The organism is Mesorhizobium sp. GbtcB19 (assembly GCF_019091085.1).
Classification (GTDB): Bacteria; Pseudomonadota; Alphaproteobacteria; order Rhizobiales; family Rhizobiaceae; genus Mesorhizobium.
This window is the reverse complement of sequence record NZ_JAGXJY010000033.1, coordinates 18,654-36,180: the sequence shown is the minus strand read 5'-3', so window position 1 is coordinate 36,180 and position 17,527 is coordinate 18,654. Positions and strand designations below refer to the sequence as shown.

The window sequence follows — 17,527 nt, the reverse complement described above, 5'->3', positions numbered from 1 at the left end:
AGGGGCGGGGGCGGCCGAAGCCGCAGACCCCTCCGTCGCCCCCCACCAGAACGTGGTGAGGGCGCAGCCCCGCCTGGATCTTCTCGTAGTAGGCGCGCGGCGCCACGATGACGCCGCCGCCGCCCATGATCGGCTCCATGAACATCGCCGCCACGGTGTCGGGCCCTTCCGCGATGATCAGGTCGTCGAGTTCCTTGGCGCAGCGGCTGGCATAGTCCTCCTCGCTCTCGCCGGGCAGGCCGTTGTGGTAGAAGAGCGGCGTTTGCACATGGTGGAAGCGGGCGAGCGGCACGTCGAACGAAGTGTGGTTGACGACCTGGCCGGTGACGGAGGCTGTCGCCAACGTGATGCCGTGATAGCCGCGCGCGCGTCCGATGACCTCCTTCTTCTGGGAGCGCTTGAGCGCATTGTTGTAGTACCAGATCGGCTTGATGGGGGGGTCGTTGGCTTCCGAGACGGAATTGGCGAGGAAGACCTTGCTCATCGGCGCCGGCGCGAGCTGGATCAGCCGCTCCGACAGGTCGACCAGCGGCACGTTCGTCTTGCCGGTGAAGGCATGGTAGAAGGGCAGCTTGCGCATCTGCTCGTAGGCCGCGCGCGCCAGCCTTTCATTGTCGAAGCCGAGCGAGGCGCACCACAGGCCGGCGACCGCGTCGATATAACCGCGCCCCTCCTCGTCGAAGACGCGCACGCCCTTGCCGTGGGTGACGACGAAAGGCTCGATATTGGCGAGCGGATCGACGAAAGGATGCAAGGCGAACGCCTTGTCGCGCGCGGCAACGGAGTTGGGGATCGAAGCAGACATGGCGTCCTCCAGGGAAAAAGGCGGCCTCCCGCGCGACGCTTGGCGGCGCGCGCTTGGCTATGCGTTTCGGGTTGAGGGGGCCGGTGGCTAGGCCGGCCCCCGCGCTGTCATTTCGCCAGAAGCACGTCCAGCGGGATGTTCTTCGAGATCGTGAACTGGTCGATCACCTTCGATTTGCCATCGTCAATGTCCATCATCAGGAGCGGAATCTGCGTCTGGATATGGACGTCGGGCGTGAAGGTGCGATGCCATCAAGGTACTCCCATTCCTGTGCTGTCGGACGGGCACGCGCCAGCACGCCTACAAGAGCGGCTCATGCGCTTCCGGCCTAGTTTCGGTGTTTTGCGACTTCGGACATGACCGTCTCCAGCCATGTCTTCCCCTTCGTTGTTGCCGTCAGCGTCGCAGTGTCGGTTCGACTATTCTTGGCATATTACGCCAAGTTCAGTGCAATTTACGCCAACAGCTGGGCGAACGCTCCTCCTTTTGGAGGAGCCCGGCAGCTGAGCTTTTTGCGTCTCGGACGATGATGTTCGCGCAGGGAGCGCGGCGAACGCCCACTGCGGGCGTTTCAACAGGACTGGGCGACAGCCGCCGGCCCGTGCCTTACGGTTCGCTGGATTTGGCTGATCGTCTTTAACCGTTCGCCAGCAGAAAATCCGCGCAGCGCTCGGCGATCATGATGCAGGGCGCATTGGTGTTGCCGCTGACCAGTGTCGGCATCACCGAAGCATCCGCCACGCGAAGGCGCGGCACGCCGATGACCCTGAGCTTGCTGTCGACAACGGCCATCTCGTCAGCGCCCATCTTGCAGGTGCCTGCCGGGTGATAGACTGTCTTGGCCAATGAGCGCGCATGATTTTCGAGGTCGGCGTCGGTCCTGTCGCCTTCGCCCGGCGCAAGCTCGCGAAATCCCAGCGCCCGCATCGACGGAGCCGCAAGGATGGTGCGGGCGAGCTTCAGGCCGCGAACCAGCGTATCGACATCTTCGCGGCTCGTGAGGTTGTTGCCGACGAAAACGATCGGATCACTGGCCTCCCGGCTGCGCAGCGAGACCTTACCGCGCGAGGCCGGACGCAGGATGCAGGGATTGATCGACACGCCGTGCCCGTCCATCGCCTCGCGCGTGGCATCTCCGACCAGGGCCGGCGTGACGTGGAACTGGATATCCGGCCTGCCCTGCCCGTTGGTGTCGACGAAACCGCCCGTCTCGACCACGTTCGACGTCAAGAGACCCGAACGCGTGAAGAAATACTTCAGGCCGTTCGCGACGGCTCGCAGTCCACGATCCTGGCCCTTGAGCGAGATCGGCCGGTCGGTGATGCCGTAGACGGAAGCGGTTATGTGGTCTTGGAAATTCTCGCCGACGCCGGGCAGGTGCCGCGTGACGGGAATTCCGAGCCCGGCCAGCCCGGCGCCCGGCCCCAGGCCTGAGAGCATCAACAGCTTGGGCGTCGCCAATGCGCCGGCGCACAGCACGACCTCCTCCCTGGCGCGTGCCTCCATGACCTGTCCGGCCTTGCGATAGCGGATGCCGACGGCGGCGCCGTTTTCGAGCACGAGCCCCTCGGCAGCCGCTTCCACATGCAGCGTCAGCAGCTTCGAATGGCGGATTGCTTTCAGATAGGTGGCGGCCGTCGAGCCGCGGCGAGCCGCGAAGGTGGTCGTCTGATAGAAACCGACACCGGCCTGCGTCGCGCCATTGAAGTCGGGATTGTGGGACAGGCCGGCCTCCTGGGCGGCGCGCACGAAGGCGGAGCTGATCGGATGACGATGGCGCGGCTCCGAGACCTTGAGCAGGCCGCCGACACCGTGGAAGGCATTGGAGAAGGTCTCGTTGTCCTCGCTGCGCCGGAAGACAGGCAGGACATCCTCATAACCCCAGCCCTCGCAACCCAGCTCGCGCCATGTGTCGTAGTCCTCGGCCTGCCCGCGGATATAGATCATGGCATTGACCGACGAGCCGCCGCCCAGCGTGCGCCCTTGCGGCACGGTCAGCACGCGGCCATTCGCCCCCGGCTCGGGTTCGGTCCGGTACATCCAGGTGCGCTTGGTGCCAAGCACGCGCACGAAGGCCGCCGGAATGTGGATGAACGGCGTGTCGTCGCGCGGCCCGGCCTCCAGGAGCAGGACGCTCTTGCCCGCGCTCACCAGCCGGTTGGCAAGCACGCAGCCCGAGGACCCGCCGCCGACGATGATGTAGTCGTGGACAGTCAACGACGCTTCCCCCTCCTAGCGTTCGACCGCTTGCGGCAAAGAGGCCACGGCGGCGGCGTATTCGCGGGCGATCGACCGGACGATGCCGGCGGCGGGCAGTATGTCGCCGACGAGGCCGACGCTTTGACCGGCTTCCAGCTTGCCCCGGTCGATATCGCCGTCGAAGGCGGCTGCCTTGAGCGTGCCGGCGGCAAAGAGCGCGCGTCGCGTCTCGTCGTCCGCGCCCCCGTCTTCCGCCTTGTGCATGTCCTCGGCGAAGCGATTCCTCAGCACCCGGATCATGCCAAGGCCACGGCCGACGACGAGCGTGTCGGTGATGGAGGCGCCAAGCAGGCGCTGCCGGTAGGCGTCATGCAGCCTTGCCTCGTTCGAAAGCATGAAGCGGGTGCCGAACTGAGCGGCGCCGGCGCCGAGAGCGAGCGCCGCCGCCAGGCCGCGCCCGTCGGCAAAGCCGCCGGCAAGGATGAGCGGCATATCCGGAACCGCCTTGGCGACGGCCCGGCCGAGCACCAGCGTCGACACCAGTTCCGGCGGCGGATGCCCACCCGCCTCGCCGCCGACCGCGATCAGCCCGTCCACGCCGGCATCGGCCGCCTTGCGCGCATGCTCGGCCCCCGCGACCACATGCAGGCAGACGGTACCGATCGCCTTGAAGCGCTCGATGTATTTTTTCGGCCCGCCCTGCGAGGCGATCAGCACCGGCACGCGCTTTTCGATCAGCAGATCGATGATCTCGTCCACGCCTTTCCGATAGAGCGGCAGATTGACGGCAAAGGTCCGCTCGGTACCCGCGCGAACCCCATCGATCGCGGCGGCGAGGTCGTCGCGATACATCGGACCAGCCGCGATGACGCCGAGGCCGCCGGCGCGCGATACAGCAAGAGGCAGCGCCGCGTTTGACGAAGCCCAGGACATGCCGGCCTGTATGATCGGCAGGTCGATGCCCAGCAGCCGCGTGACCGGTGTCTCGATCCGCACGAAGCTCTCCTCAAAGTCCGAGCAGGCCGCGCGCATGCGCGGCAAGCTGCTTCTTCTGGATCTTGGAGCTGGCCGTCATGCCGATGCTCTCGAAACTGTCGACGATCCAGACGTGACGCGGCACCTTGAAGCCGGCCATCTCGCGCTTGGCCCAGGCCTTGATCTCCTCCGGATCCGCCGCGTGGCCGTCATTGAGGATGACGAAGGCGGCCGGCACTTCGACCAGCCGCTCTTCCGGGACGCCGACCACCGCCGCCTGCCGTATCGCCGGATGGCGGTGCAACGCATTCTCGACATCGGCGGGCGAGACGTCCTCGCCGCCGACGCGGATGATCTCCTTGGCGCGGCCGAGAAAGGTGAGCCGCCCGCTGCCATCGAGGGAGCCGAGATCGCCGGTCGCCAGCCAGCCCTCGGCGCCGAGCGCCTCGGCCGTTTCCTTCGGCTTGTCGAAATAGCCGAGCATGACGTTCCAGCCACGCACCAGGATCTCGCCGCTCTCGCCGATATCCGCATCGCTGCCGTCGGAACGGCGGATGCGTACGCTCACACCTGGCTCCAGTCGCATTGCGGCACTAGCCCTGATCTCTTCCGACTCCCAGAAACAGGATTGCGCAACATTGGGCGAGGCCTCCGAAAGGCCGTAGCCGACCACGCATTCGCGTGCGCCAAGTTCGTCGATCACCCGCCGCACGATGGTCGGCGAGGCGGCGAGCCACGCGCCGCGCAGGCTGAGCTTGCGCCGCGCGCGGTCGGCATGGTTGAGCAGCATCAACGCCATGGTGTCGTTGCCGGAAAAATGCGTGCAGCGCCCAGCCTCCATCAGCCGCAACGCCTCGCCAGCCTCGAAGCGATCCATGCTGACCAGAGTGGCGGCATGCTGCAGCACCGAGAGGATCGACAGCGTCGTGCCGGCGACATGGAAGAAGGGCCGCGCGCTGTGGAACCGGTCCGCCGGCCTCAGACCCATTCTCAGACCCGAGAAATAGGCGTTGGCGAGCATGTTGCGGTGGGTAAGCAACACGCCCTTCGGGAAGGACGTCGTGCCTGACGTGTACTGGATGAGCAGCGGATCGTCGGGGCTGCCTGCCTGGGGCTGCGTCGCGCCGACCGCGCCGGCGGCCCTGACCGCATCCCAGCCGACGGCGCCTTGCGGGACGTCGTCGCCGATCACGATCACCTTCACCAGGTTCGGGACGGCTGCGTCCGGCAGCTTGCGGTCGAGCGATGGACAAATCTCCCGCAGCATGGCGATGAAGTCGATCTTGAAAAGCCTGTCGCAGGTGATCAGCGTGCCGACCCGCGACTGGCGCAGCGCATAGGCCATCTCACTGGCGACGAAACGGGTGTTGATCGGGACGGTGACGGCGCCGAGCGAGCCGAGAGCCAGGAAGATCGACATCCACTGTACGGAATTTCCCAGGCAGAGCCCGACGCGATCACCCTTGCGGATGCCCTGGGCGACGAGACCCGCGCTGACGCGCGCGACATCGTCAGCCAAGGCGCCCCAGGTGATGCGCCCGTCCGGCGCGACGATCGCCTCGATGTCGGGAGCCGTCGCCGCGGTGCGGCGCAGCGCATCGGCGACGGTGAGGGGAAACAAACCCTCCAGTTCGAGCTCAGCCTTCGCCATCGCCGGCTCCGGTTTCCGCCTCGCTCTGGTCGACGAATTTCTTGATGCCATCGCGCCAGCCGCCATTGGCAAGGCACCGCTCGATCGCCGCCAATTCGATGCGGATGCCGTTGGCGAGGTCGGTCTCGTAGCCGAGGTCGACCGCCTGCTTGGTGAGCGCGACAGCAAGCGGCGGCGCGGCCGCGATGTCCGCCACCACCTCGTCGCCGATCCGGGTAAGATCCGCGTGAGGCACCACGCGCGCAACGAGACCGCGCGCATAAGCCTCTTCGACCGGCATGACGCGGCCGGTGAAGAGCAGTTCCTTGGCTCGCGCCTTTCCGATCACCCGCTGCAGTCGCTGGGTCGCTCCGACTGTGCCCCACTGCGGTTCGGGAAAGCGGAAGGTCGTTTTTTCCGACGCGATGGCGAAATCGCAACTCATGAGGATTTCTCCTCCGGAGCCGACGACTGGCCCCTGCGTTAGCGCCACGACGGGCTTGCGGCAGCGGGCGATGGCGTCATAGGCGGCAAAGGAGGCTCTGCGGCGATCGAGGACCCAGCGCTCATCCTTGTCGACGCGTTCCTTGAGATCGGCGCCGGCGCAAAAGACGGGACCGGAGGAGGTCAGCAGCACGACCCTGACGTCCTTGTCGCCGTCGAGATCCTCAAAAACATGCCGCAGATCGATGCACATCTGCAAATTGAGGGCATTGCGCGCTTGCGGCCGATTCAAGACAACATGCGCCACATGCCCCTCGCGGCGGCAGACGACCGTTGCGGACTCGCTCATGTTCAAACCACTCCTTCCGCTTCCAGCGTCGCTATCTCAGCCATGCTGAGCCCCAGTTCCCCGGCGAGGATCCTACCGGTGTCGGCGCCGAGTCGGGGCGGACAGCCAATCTGCGGGTCGTCGAAGCCCTCGTATCGTATGGGCGTGCGCAACGCCGAAAAACGCCCGGCAGTCGGATGCTCGAAAGCGCCGACCACCTCTCTGGCCGCCATATGCGGATCGCTCAGGATCTCGCGCACGGTGTTGACTTCGCCAGCCGGGATACCGGCCGCCCGCAGCCGTTCCGCGAGCGGCGCGCGATCATGCTGGAGGATCACTGCCCGCATCGCGCCCATCACCCGCTCGCGATCCGCGACACGTCCGGCGTTCTTGTCGAGCGCGCGGTCGGCGGCCAGCTCGGCAAGGCCGAGCGCCGACAACAGCGCCGGCCAATGCTGGTCGCTGCCGCTGATATGCAGCCAGCCGCCGTCGCGACATTCGAAGGCGGCGGAGGGAACGCGGCCGGGGTGCTCGGTTCCGGCGCGCGTCACATCCTCGTCGAGCGCGAACAGCCTGGCCGCGGCAAGCGCCAAGAGGCTTGCCTGCACGTCCATCATCGACAGGTCGACGCGGCAACCCTTGCCTTGCTTCCCCCTGCCCACCAGACCACTCAATATGGCGATGGCGATCCACAGTCCCGAACTCAAATCGGCGATCGGCACGCCAGCCTTCGCAGGGGGGCCATCGGCATGACCGGTCAGATGCATGACCCCGGACAGGGCCTGGAAAACCGTGTCGTAGCCGGGGCGGTCCCGATAGGGGCCGTTTTGGCCAAAGCCGGTGCTGGACACATAGATCAGTCCAGGATTGCGGTTGGCGAGTTGATCATAGCCGAGGCCGAAGCGCTCCATCTCGCCAGGCAGAAAGTTCTCCACCACGACGTCGCAAGCGGCCGCCAGCCGCCGCGCCAGATCCTGTCCCTTGGCCGATTTCAGGTTCAACGTCAGCGACCGCTTTGCCCTGTTGAAGGCGAAGAAATAGGCGCTCTCGCCGCCGGCCACGCGCGGCTCGAAACCGCGTGACTCGTCGCCGGTCCCCGGACGCTCGATCTTCGTTACCTCGGCGCCCATTTCGGCAAGCATCTGCGTGGCCATAGGCCCAGCCAGCACCCGCGAGAAGTCGAGGATGCGTATCCCCTCGAGCGGCCTCATACCTCTTCGTCCCTGAAGGCTCGCATCCTGGCATTGACGTCGCGGCCTGCCGCCATCGCCTCGTCATAGGGCAAGTCGGCGACCTGGTAGTAGAGCGCCTTCACCGCCGCCATCGCGCGTGGATTGGCGGCCGCCCATTGCTCCGCGATCGCAACGGCCGCGTCGACGACTTGATCCGGCTCGACGACACGGTTGGCGAGGCCCAGCTTCAGCGCCTCCTCGGCGCCGATCAGCCGTCCGAGGCTGATCATCTCGAAAGCCGCCTTGCGTCCCAGCGAACGTTGCAGTCCGGTCATCACCAGCGCCGGCACGATCGAATGCTTGAGCTCGGGATAGCCGAATTTGAGGTCTGTGGCCGCCACCATCATGTCGCAGCCGATCGCAAGGCCGGCGCCGCCGCCGACCGCGGCGCCGCGCACCGCCGACACGACCGGCTTCGACAGTTTCTGCAGCATAGCCTGGGTGCGGCAGGTCAGGTCCGCCCGCTGCTCCACCAGGTGCTGATTGGCCGGGGTCAGGTGCTTGAACTCGGAAAGGTCGGCGCCGGCGCAGAAGGCGCGCCCGGCGCCCGTCAGCACGATGGCGCGCACATCGGCGTCGCGATCGGCCGCCACCAACGCGTCATGCAAGGCCCGCGTCAGTTCGGTATCGAGCGCGTTCAGCTTGTCCGGACGGTTGAGGACAACGACGCGAACCGGACCACGGCTCTCGATTGTCAGCACCGGAGTTTCCTTTGTCTGTTGCATGCCGATCTCCTAGCCGACGAAGCCGTAGCCGGCCCGGGCCACCCGGCTTTGCAGCGGCCGGCCGAGCACTTCCTCGCAAAGCAGCGAAGCTTTGCGAAGACGATCCAGATCGAGCCCGGTGGCAATGCCTTCGGACTCGAACAGGTTGACCAGATCCTCGGTCGCGACATTGCCGGTATAGCCCTCGCCATATTGGATCTGCGCCGGATGACCACCGACGCCGCCCAGCGCGCTGTCGAACCAGCGGCAGCCGGCCTCGTAAGCGGCCACGCAATTTGCAAGCGCCGTGCCGCGCGTGTCGTGGAAATGCGCGATCGCCGTCACTTCCGGCACATCCTTGGCAATCCTTTCGAACAACGAGCGAACGGTCGACGGCGTGCCGTGACCGGTCGTGTCGCCCACGGTGACGTGGCGTACGCCAATCGATGCGAAATGCGCGATATCCGCGGTCACCGCGCCCTGATCGACACGTCCCTCGAACGGGCATCCGAAGGCCATCGACACGACCCCGATAAGACGAAAATCGTCGCCGGCCAGCGCCGCCATCTCGTCGACATTGCGCCATTGCTGCTTGCGTGTCGTGCGCAGATTGCGCTCGGTGTGCGCTTCGGTCGCCGAGACGAGCAGGCTCAGTTCCTCCGCACCATGGCCAGCAGCGTGGTCCGCCAGGGCGCGCTCGACCGCTTTCCGGTTCGGACACGTGGCCTTGTAATACACGTCCTTGCGTCGACGGATGCCCTTCAGCACGTCGGACGCGTCGGCGAAGGCGGGGACGTGAGCGGGATGGCTGTAGCTGGTCGCCTCGATGCGGGAAAATCCGGCATCGGCGATGGTGTCTATGATCCCGATCTTCGCACGCGTGCCGAGGGCTACAGCCTCGTGCTGCAGGCCATCGCGTGCAAAGCATTCACAGATCACGACCGCGGGGTTCATGCGCTATCTCGTTCTCATTGGGGCAGTGAAGCCAGCGTGCGACCGAGGGCCTCGGCAAGCTGATCGGCATTTTCTCGCGAGAAGACCATCGGCGGCCTTATCTTGAGCAGATTGCGCTGACGCCCGGTGATGCCGACCAGGACACCGCGCTGCTTCAGATCCTCGATGATCGCCCGGGCCGTCTCGGGAGCGGCCTCGCAGCCATCGCGATCCTTGACGATCTCCACGCCGACGAACAGGCCGGTGCCGCGCACGTCGCCGACGCGCCTGTCGCGCGCCATCAAGGATTTCAGGTTGGCACGCAGATATGCGCCGACATCCAGGGCATTCCGCTGCAGATCTTCGTCGCGCAACACGTCGAGCACCGCGAGACCCGCGGCTGCCACGACCTGGTTGCCGCCGAACGTGTTGAAATAGCGATCATTCTTGAGAAAGCCTTCGACCAGCCGGCGACTGGTGGCGACGACCGCCAGGGGCAGGCCATTGCCCATCGGCTTTCCCATGGTGACGATGTCGGGCGTGATCCCCGCATGCTGGAAGCCCCAGAAATGCGTCCCCGTGCGGCCGAGGGCGGACTGAACCTCGTCGGCGATGATCAGGGCTCCAGCCTTGCGCACCCCCGCCATCGCCGGCTCCAGATATCCGGGAGGTGTATTGTAGAGCCCATCGCTCGCGAAGACCGGGCAGGCGAACAATGCCGCGGGTCTATGCCCTCGGTTTCTGAGATTGCTGACGGCTTGCCGGTAGTGCGCGGCATAGTCATCGGCCGACAGCTGAAGACCTTCCTCGCCAGTTTCCCGCCATTCAGGTGCCGGCACCGTCGCCACCCAGCTCTGCTGGCGCTCGGGCGGGATTGTCGACGTATCGAGCGCCCCGATGATCGTCGAATTGCCGTGAAACGCGGAACGCGTCGCGATGGCGCCGTCGCCGCCGCTGTTCGCCACGGCGATGCGCCAGGCGAGCTCGTTTGCCTCGGTGCCGGAGCAGACGAACATGCAGACCTCGAGCGGCTTCGGCAGCGTGGCGACCAGCCGCTCGGCATAGTCCACGATCAGATCGCTCGGGTAGCGGGTGTTGGAGTTGAAGGTCGCGAGTTGGCGGCTTGCCGCCTCGACGACCCGCGGATGACAGTGGCCGACATGCGGAACATTGTTGTAGGCGTCGAGATAACGCTTTCCGTCGCTGTCCGTCACCCACACGCCCTCGCCGCGGACCGGCAAGAATGGCGTTCTGTAGAACTCCTTGTAGATCGGGCCTAGGAAGCGGTCCCGGCGTTCCATGAGCGCGTCATACATCCGACTGTTCCTTATCCAAGATCCGCTTCAGAGCCGTGCAGCCTCGGCGAGGCGGTCATGAGCTTCCAGCTCGTCCAGCGCCTCGCAACGCGCAAGCGCAGCCCAGCCAAACTTGCTGATGTCGTTTCGATAGGAGGTGGTGGCGGCGGGGTTGGTCCGGCTGCGCCAGGCGACGATCAGCTCGCGCGTAGCCAGCCTCGACTGAACCAGGGCCGGCAGGACTGCGATCTCCTCATCTCGCAACGGCAGCACCTTCGCATAGCCTGCGACGATCTCCTTCATGACCGACAAGACGTCGTCTTCGCGATAGAGCTGATGGGCCGCCACAATGGCGACTTCGGCAACCAGGACGGTGCGGACCATGTCTCCGAAATCGATGAAGCCGCAAACGCTGCCGTCCCGGCCGATCAGGATATTGTTCTGGTTGAGGTCATTGTGGATGATCTGCCGGCGCAATGCGGGCAAGCGCGGCGCGACGACCCTGCCGAACCGGTCGAAAACCCGTCCCGCCAGCGCTCTTTGGCTGTCGTCCTCGACAAATCCAAGCTTGCCGCGGAGAGCGGCGAAGTGAACGAGGTCCCATATCAGCGGCCGCTCCGCTGCCGGATGCGCATAATCGGCAAGCCCGGCATCGAGCCTGGCACTGAGCTTGCCGAGGGTCTCGCGTTGAGCGGAAGACGTTCGATGACCGATCACCGGCTCGCCAGGCAAGTAGCTCAAGACACGCAGCAGGCAATGTCGGCCATTCCGCTCGAGCGGGACGATCATGCGGCCGTCGCGCGCAGGGATGACGCCAGGGACCGGCAACGATGGATTGCGCGCTGCCAGATGGATCAACGCCCCGTTCTGGAACGCGATCTCGTCATGGGTATCGGAAAGTCCCGAAATCTTGGAAACAAAAGTACGGCCGTCCGAAGCATCGACCCTGAAATTCAGGTCGCGTTCGCCGCTGATGCGCGAAAGCAAGCCTTCGATGCCGTAGTGCTGGCGCAGCGCCGATGCCAGATCCGCGACGTCGAAGTCCGGCAGCGGCGCGGACAGGATCTTGTCAAGGGATGAGGCTGCGGCTCGTGTCATGATCTGTCCGTGCTCCGGCCCGCCACAGGCAGTCAAAGCAAACCCGCTCCATTTCCAGGCAATGGCACGACCCCGCCGCAGGCGCCTCCGACTGCTCGCCGGGCCGTAGATGATCGAGCGCTTTGCTCGCTTACGATATTGGTTGCCAATGTGAACTATATCGTTCACTCAGTCAACCATAATTTGAAAGCGAGCTATTCCTCGTCCAGTTGATCGAGATCCGACTGGCTGGCCAATTGCTTGAGGTCGTGGAAGTAGTCCGAGCTGGTGCGGATCACGCGCCGCATGAGCTCGATCAACATCTGCCGTTCGGCGTTGGTGAGCGAGGACAGCATCTGCTCGTTTCGATCGAAAGAGTCGTCGAGCACCCGTTCTGAAAGCTCAAGGCCTTCCGCGCTGAGCCGCAACAGAATGCTGCGGCCGTCTTCCGGGTTCGCGGTCTTCTGTATATAGCCCCTGTCGATCAGTCCCGACACGGTACGGCTCATCTGACTCTTGAGCAGGCCGCTGTGCTTGGCCAGCTCCTGCAGCGGCACGGTGCCCAGGTACTTCAACACGGCCAGGGCACGCCACTCCCGGGTCGTCACGCCGTATTTTGGCTGGATCGACAGGGTTGCGATGCGCGTCGACAGACCGGCCAGCCGCTGGAGCTCGAATGAGAACAAGTCCCTGATGTCCGGCGCCGGATCCTCCTCCAAGGCTCGATTCGCGCGGACGGCGCGATCCTGCCCAGCCGCTGATTTTGGTGCCCCCTCGCCTCGAGGGTAGACAGAGGCCCACCCCTGTTTTGATCTGTTCATGATTGGCCTCTACGAAGCTGGTGCCGGGAGATGGATTGGGGTCGAAATTTAGTTGACAACGTAAACCAGATAGTTCATTTCATCAACCAGATTGCCATGACCGGGACGTCTTGTCGATCTTGCCGCGCACCAAAGCCACGCAGAAGGGCCGCGCGACGGAACAGCTCAATCAAAAGGGAGAACACACCATGCATTTGAGGCGATTTGCATTTGCGGGCCTGATCGGAACGGCCGCAATTTGCGCAGCGTCGAGCGCATTCGCAAACGACACGCTCACCGTCGCCGGTCTCGGCGGCAATCTGCAGAAGGATCTGAGTGCAACCTTGTGGCAGCCCGCCGCCGCCGGCGCCGGCGTGTCGATTTCAGAAGAGACGCAGGATGGTATCGCGGCGGTTCGTGTTCAGGTGCAATCGGGCAGCCCGACATGGGATGTCGTGCATCTTGGCGCCGACGAATGCGCCGTCGGCGGCAAGGAGGGCCTCTTCGAGCCGCTCGACTACAACGTCGTCAAATCGGACGGCTTCGACAAGAAAGCCTATGGCAAGGATTGGATCGCGACCAATACCTATTCGGTCGTGCTTGCCTGGCGCACCGACGCCTACAAGGACAAGCATCCGACAAGCTGGAAGGATTTCTGGGACGTCAAGGCGTTTCCCGGCCGGCGCGCGCTCAGCGCCTATCCGCAGGAAATGATGGAAATCACGTTGCTCGGCGCCGGCGTTGCGAAGGATGCTCTCTATCCGCTGGACACGAAACTTGCCCTCGAGCGGCTGAAGGAAATCAAGCCCAACATATCCGTGTGGTGGTCGTCGGGCGCCCAGTCGGCACAGATCCTGAAGGACAAGGAAGTCGACATGATGGCCATCTGGGGAAGCCGCGTAGCCTCGGTCATCAAGGATGGGGCGCCGGTGGAATTCACCTATCAGGACGGCCTTCTCGGCTATGGCTGCATGGCGATCCTCAAGGGCTCCAAGAACGTCGCGGCGGCACAGAAGTTCATCGCCGGCGTGGTGTCGCCCGAAATTCAGGCGCGTATTCCCGAGATGATGCCGTATTACGGTCCGTCCAACAGCCTGGCCTTCAAGGTCGGCAAGTTTTCACCCGAGGTGCTTGCGAAATCCAATATGTCGCCCGAGAACGTCGCGAAGCAGACGCCGATCGATACGAACTGGTGGCGTGACAACAGCGAGTTGGTGCGCGAAGACTATAGCCTCCTGATGTCCAACTAAGGCCTTGGCAGGAGGAACGGCATGACGTCGGGCGCCCTATCCATACGCAATGTCTCGAAGGCATTTGGTGCGTTCAGGGCGCTCGACAATGTGTCGGTCGACATCGAGCCCGGTGAGTTCCTGACCTTGCTCGGGCCGTCCGGCTCGGGCAAGACGACACTGCTCAACGTCATTGCCGGGTTTGAGCGCCCGGACAGCGGCAGCCTGATGGTCGACGGCGTCGAGTTCATCACCAGGCCTCCCCACAAGCGCGACCTGGGCATGGTGTTCCAGAACTACGCGCTGTTTCCGCATATGGACGTTTTCAACAACGTCGCCTACCCGCTGAAACTGCGCCGCCGCGAGCCGGCTGACATTCGTGAACGCGTCAAGCAGGCGCTCGACGTTGTGCAGATGGCGCATCTGTCGGCGCGCCGCATCACGGAACTGTCCGGCGGCCAGAAGCAGCGCGTCGCGCTGGCGCGCGCCATCGTCTTCGAGCCGAAGCTGCTCCTGATGGACGAGCCGCTCTCGGCTCTCGACAAGAACCTGCGCGAGCATATGCAGATCGAGTTGAAGCGCCTCCACGACCGGCTGGGGATGACAACCGTCTATGTCACCCACGACCAGCAGGAGGCGCTGACCATGTCGAACCGCATCGCGGTGCTGCGCAATGGCAGGATCGTGCAGCTCGACACCCCGACAAACATCTATGACCGACCCAATTGCCACTTCGTGGCGGGCTTCATGGGCGAGACGAGGATGCTGCCTGTCAGCAAGACCAGCAATGGATACGAGTTGGCGGGCCGGCCGCTGAAGCTCGCGCTGCCGCCCTCCCCCGTGGACGAGCAATGGCTGGTGATCAGGCCTGAACGTCTCGGCTGGCAGGGCGACGACGAGCGCGACAACCGCATCGAGGGCTTGGTCGTCGACGTCGTCTATCGCGGCGACAGCCATTCCATTTCCCTGAAGCTGCCGGGCGATCACGAAATCTCGATCCGCCGCGCGCCGACCGAGAGCAAGCCGCTGCCGGAACCCGGACAGACGCTTACTTTGTGGCTGAGGCCGGAAGCGAGCGTGCTGGTGCAGGACAGCGCCTCGTGAGCGCGGCAGCCGATGAAGCCCCATCGCTCAATGTCGAGCTGCTTGGCGCCGACGAGCGCCGCCACAGGTTCGCAATGTTCGGGCTGTCCGTTCCGGCGCTCCTGCTGGTCGCCCTGGTGCTGCTCGCGCCATTTTCCTGGCTGACCTGGCTGTCTCTTTTCGATGCGTCCGGCGCCCTGTCGTCGGAAAACTACGCCCGCCTGCTGCGGCCCGCTTACATCAACAGCTTCCTCAGCACGTTGGAAGTGTCCGCGCTGGTCACCGGCATATGCGTCCTGCTCGGCTATCCCGTTGCTTATCTGCTGTCACAGCTTTCCCAGCGCACCGCGCAAATCCTGCTGGTGTTCATCATCCTGCCCTTCTGGACGTCCGTTCTGGTCAGGACATATGCGTGGCTCGTTCTTTTGCAGCGCGAGGGCATCATCAACACCTGGCTGAAGCAGCTTGGACTGATCAGCGAGTCGCTGCCCCTGGTGAACAACCTGACCGGCACGGTCATCGGCATGGTGCATGTCATGCTGCCCTTCCTGATACTGCCGCTCTATTCCTCGATGCGCGCCATCGATCCGGTTTACCTCAAGGCCGCGGCCAATTGCGGCGCATCGCCGGCGCAGGCGTTTCGCCAGGTGTTCCTGCCGCTGTCGGCGCCGGGCCTCGGCGCGGGCGGCGCCCTGACCTTCGTGCTCTGTCTCGGCTTCTACCTGACACCGGCGCTGCTGGGCGGCGGCCGCGTCGCCATGTGGTCCACCCAGATCGCCGACGCCGTGTCGAAGTTTGCCAATTGGGGGGCGGCCAGCGCGCTGAGCGTGGCGCTGCTGGTGGTAACGAGCCTTATCCTGCTGCTGATGAGATGGGGCGTGCAGCGTCTTGGAACATCGGTCGGGGAACACTGATGCTGAGCCATCCCGCCTCCTCCACCCAGATCACGCACCGGCAGCGCCTTTGGCTCTACGTGCTGGTGGCGCTGGTGATGGCATTCCTCGTCATCCCTTGCCTGATCATCATCCCGCTGTCCTTCTCCGACTCCCAGTATCTGGAATTCCCGCCGCGCGGCTGGAGTCTGAGATGGTACGAGGCTTTCTTCACCTCCGATGAATGGCTGCGCTCGGCTGTCGTTTCCCTCAAGGTCGCGTCTTCCACGACGATCCTGGCGACGGTGCTCGGCACGCTTGCCAGCTACGGACTCCACAAGCGCGCGGGCGGCTTCGATGCCGTCGTGCGCGGCGCGCTGATCCTGCCGATGATGGTGCCGCTCATCTTCGTCGCCATCGGCGCCTTCTTCGTCTACGCCCGGCTCAATCTCAACAACACGCTGACGGGCCTCGTGCTGGCGCACACGACGCTTGCCATTCCGTTTGTCATCATCGCCGTCGGCAACGGCCTGGCCAGCTTCGACGTCAACCAGGAACGGGCCGCGCGCAGCCTGGGTGCTTCGCCGCTGCGCGCGTTCCTGACGGTGACCCTGCCGCAGATACGGATCTCGGTCATGTCCGGCATGCTGTTCGCCTTCATCACCTCCTTCGATGAAGTCGTCGTCTCGCTCTTCATCTCCAGCGGCGCGACATCGACGCTGACCAAACGCATGTTCGCCAACATCCGCGATCAGGTCGATCCGACTGTCGCGGCGATTTCCTCCATGCTGGTCGTTCTGTCGATCCTTGTTCTGGTCGCCGCGCAATTTGTCCGCCGAGACGGTGTCAGGGCGACCGACGACCATTGATCCAGCCGCGCCATTCCCGGAGAAACCCAATGCTGGCCATCTTCGATGAGCGGCAACTTCTGCATCGCCCGTTGACCCGGATCGCGGGCGGCGAACTGAAACCCAACCCGGAACAGCCGGAAAGGATCGCAGCCCTGCTTTCCGGGCTTGAAGAGGCCGGTATTGCTGTCCAACCTCCTCACGAGCACTCGTTCGATACCATCGCGGCAGTGCATGACCGGGACTACCTCGCCTTCCTCCAAACCGGCTTCCAGGCTTGGCGGGAACTGCCGGATGCCGGTCCCGAACTGCGATCGAGCGTCCATCCCAGCCGCCATATGAGCCGGCTGCCCCGCGACCTGCTCGGCCGTGCCGGCTTTTATCAGGCGGACGCCAGTTGCGTGCTGGTCGAGGGAACCTGGGAGGCGGCTCGCGCGAGCGCCAACACTGCCGTCGATGCGATGACCAGGGTGCTGGCGGGAGAGCGCTCCGCTTACGCGCTTTGCCGGCCGCCGGGGCACCACGCTTATCGCGATCAGGCGGGCGGCTTTTGCTACCTCAACAACACCGCCATCGCGGCCAACCTGGCCGCCTCGCAAGATGCGCGGGTGGCAATCGTCGACGTCGACGTTCACCACGGCAACGGCACCCAGGCGCTGTTCTACAACCGGCGCGACGTCCTGACCGTATCGGTGCACGGCGATCCCGCCCACCTCTATCCCTACTATGCCGGCTACGCCGACGAGATCGGGGCCGGCTGCGGGGAAGCGCACAATCTAAATCTGCCGGTGCCGTTGATGAGCGGCACTGAATCATATCTGGCGGCCGTGTCGAAAGCATGCGAGGCGGCCCGGCAGTTCTCACCCGATATCCTGATCATCGCCCTGGGTCTGGATGCCTCCAAGGACGACCCCTTCGCCTGCATGGCCGTCGACGAAACGGGCTTTCGCCGGATGGGAGAAATGCTGGCGGCGCTGAAGCGCCCAACATTGATCGTTCAGGAAGGGGGCTATCCGTCGCCGGCCCTCGGAAGCTTGCTTGCCGCCTTCCTAAGTGGATTTGCCGGACGTTGA

At 64.6% G+C, this 17,527-nt stretch carries 16 protein-coding genes; 5 read left to right on the top strand and 11 right to left on the bottom strand.

Annotated features, from left to right (window positions below; all coding sequences use genetic code 11):
- The 11 genes from KVT37_RS30320 to KVT37_RS30270 form a co-directional block, all read right to left on the bottom strand.
- Positions 1-805: aminotransferase class III-fold pyridoxal phosphate-dependent enzyme (locus KVT37_RS30320; protein ID WP_217578697.1), on the bottom strand; the 805-nt coding region annotated here is incomplete at its 3' end.
- A gap of 636 nt (positions 806-1,441) precedes the next feature.
- Positions 1,442-3,022, bottom strand: a complete 1,581-nt coding sequence (locus tag KVT37_RS30315) for a GMC family oxidoreductase (protein WP_217578696.1) — start codon at positions 3,020-3,022, stop codon at positions 1,442-1,444.
- A gap of 15 nt (positions 3,023-3,037) precedes the next feature.
- Positions 3,038-4,000 carry a nitronate monooxygenase family protein gene (locus KVT37_RS30310; protein ID WP_217578695.1) on the bottom strand — a complete coding sequence of 321 codons (963 nt, stop codon included), beginning with the start codon at positions 3,998-4,000 and terminating at the stop codon, positions 3,038-3,040.
- A 10-nt stretch (positions 4,001-4,010) separates the two neighbouring features.
- Positions 4,011-5,630 carry a class I adenylate-forming enzyme family protein gene (locus KVT37_RS30305; protein WP_217578694.1) on the bottom strand — a complete coding sequence of 540 codons (1,620 nt, stop codon included), beginning with the start codon at positions 5,628-5,630 and terminating at the stop codon, positions 4,011-4,013.
- Entirely contained in the window at positions 5,617-6,402 is a 786-nt protein-coding gene (locus KVT37_RS30300) for an enoyl-CoA hydratase/isomerase family protein (RefSeq protein WP_217578693.1), read from the bottom strand. The genes KVT37_RS30305 and KVT37_RS30300 overlap by 14 nt, the downstream gene beginning before the upstream one ends.
- 2 nt (positions 6,403-6,404) lie before the next feature.
- Entirely contained in the window at positions 6,405-7,592 is a 1,188-nt protein-coding gene (locus KVT37_RS30295) for a CaiB/BaiF CoA-transferase family protein (RefSeq protein WP_217578692.1), read from the bottom strand.
- A complete protein-coding gene (locus tag KVT37_RS30290) occupies positions 7,589-8,338 on the bottom strand; it encodes an enoyl-CoA hydratase/isomerase family protein (RefSeq protein WP_217578691.1) in 750 nt (249 codons plus the stop codon). The genes KVT37_RS30295 and KVT37_RS30290 overlap by 4 nt, the downstream gene beginning before the upstream one ends.
- Before the next feature lie 9 nt (positions 8,339-8,347).
- Entirely contained in the window at positions 8,348-9,271 is a 924-nt protein-coding gene (locus KVT37_RS30285) for a hydroxymethylglutaryl-CoA lyase (RefSeq protein ID WP_217578690.1), read from the bottom strand.
- Positions 9,272-9,285: 14 nt separating this feature from the next.
- Positions 9,286-10,566: an aspartate aminotransferase family protein gene (locus tag KVT37_RS30280; RefSeq protein ID WP_217578689.1), complete on the bottom strand. Its 1,281-nt coding sequence runs from the start codon at positions 10,564-10,566 to the stop codon at positions 9,286-9,288.
- A 27-nt stretch (positions 10,567-10,593) separates the two neighbouring features.
- Positions 10,594-11,811, bottom strand: coding sequence for a phosphotransferase (locus KVT37_RS30275; protein WP_217578688.1), 1,218 nt, complete (start codon positions 11,809-11,811; stop codon positions 10,594-10,596).
- A 26-nt stretch (positions 11,812-11,837) separates the two neighbouring features.
- Positions 11,838-12,341, bottom strand: coding sequence for a MarR family transcriptional regulator (locus KVT37_RS30270; RefSeq protein ID WP_217578687.1), 504 nt, complete (start codon positions 12,339-12,341; stop codon positions 11,838-11,840).
- 290 nt (positions 12,342-12,631) lie between these two features.
- Here KVT37_RS30270 and KVT37_RS30265 point away from each other — a divergent pair, with 290 nt between their 5' ends.
- The 5 genes from KVT37_RS30265 to KVT37_RS30245 are packed head-to-tail and all read left to right on the top strand — an operon-like array spanning position 12,632 to position 17,527.
- A complete protein-coding gene (locus KVT37_RS30265) occupies positions 12,632-13,672 on the top strand; it encodes an ABC transporter substrate-binding protein (protein WP_217578686.1) in 1,041 nt (346 codons plus the stop codon).
- 21 nt (positions 13,673-13,693) lie between these two features.
- Positions 13,694-14,755 (top strand): ABC transporter ATP-binding protein, encoded by a 1,062-nt coding sequence (locus KVT37_RS30260; protein WP_217578685.1) that lies wholly within the window; start codon positions 13,694-13,696, stop codon positions 14,753-14,755.
- The gene (locus tag KVT37_RS30255; RefSeq protein ID WP_308642796.1) at positions 14,752-15,648 is read left to right on the top strand and encodes an ABC transporter permease; all 897 of its coding nucleotides are present in this window, start codon (positions 14,752-14,754) and stop codon (positions 15,646-15,648) included. The genes KVT37_RS30260 and KVT37_RS30255 overlap by 4 nt, the downstream gene beginning before the upstream one ends.
- Complete coding sequence (locus KVT37_RS30250) at positions 15,648-16,475, top strand: ABC transporter permease (RefSeq protein WP_217578684.1); 828 nt, start codon at positions 15,648-15,650, stop codon at positions 16,473-16,475. The genes KVT37_RS30255 and KVT37_RS30250 overlap by 1 nt, the downstream gene beginning before the upstream one ends.
- 29 nt (positions 16,476-16,504) lie before the next feature.
- Complete coding sequence (locus tag KVT37_RS30245; RefSeq protein WP_217578683.1) at positions 16,505-17,527, top strand: histone deacetylase family protein; 1,023 nt, start codon at positions 16,505-16,507, stop codon at positions 17,525-17,527.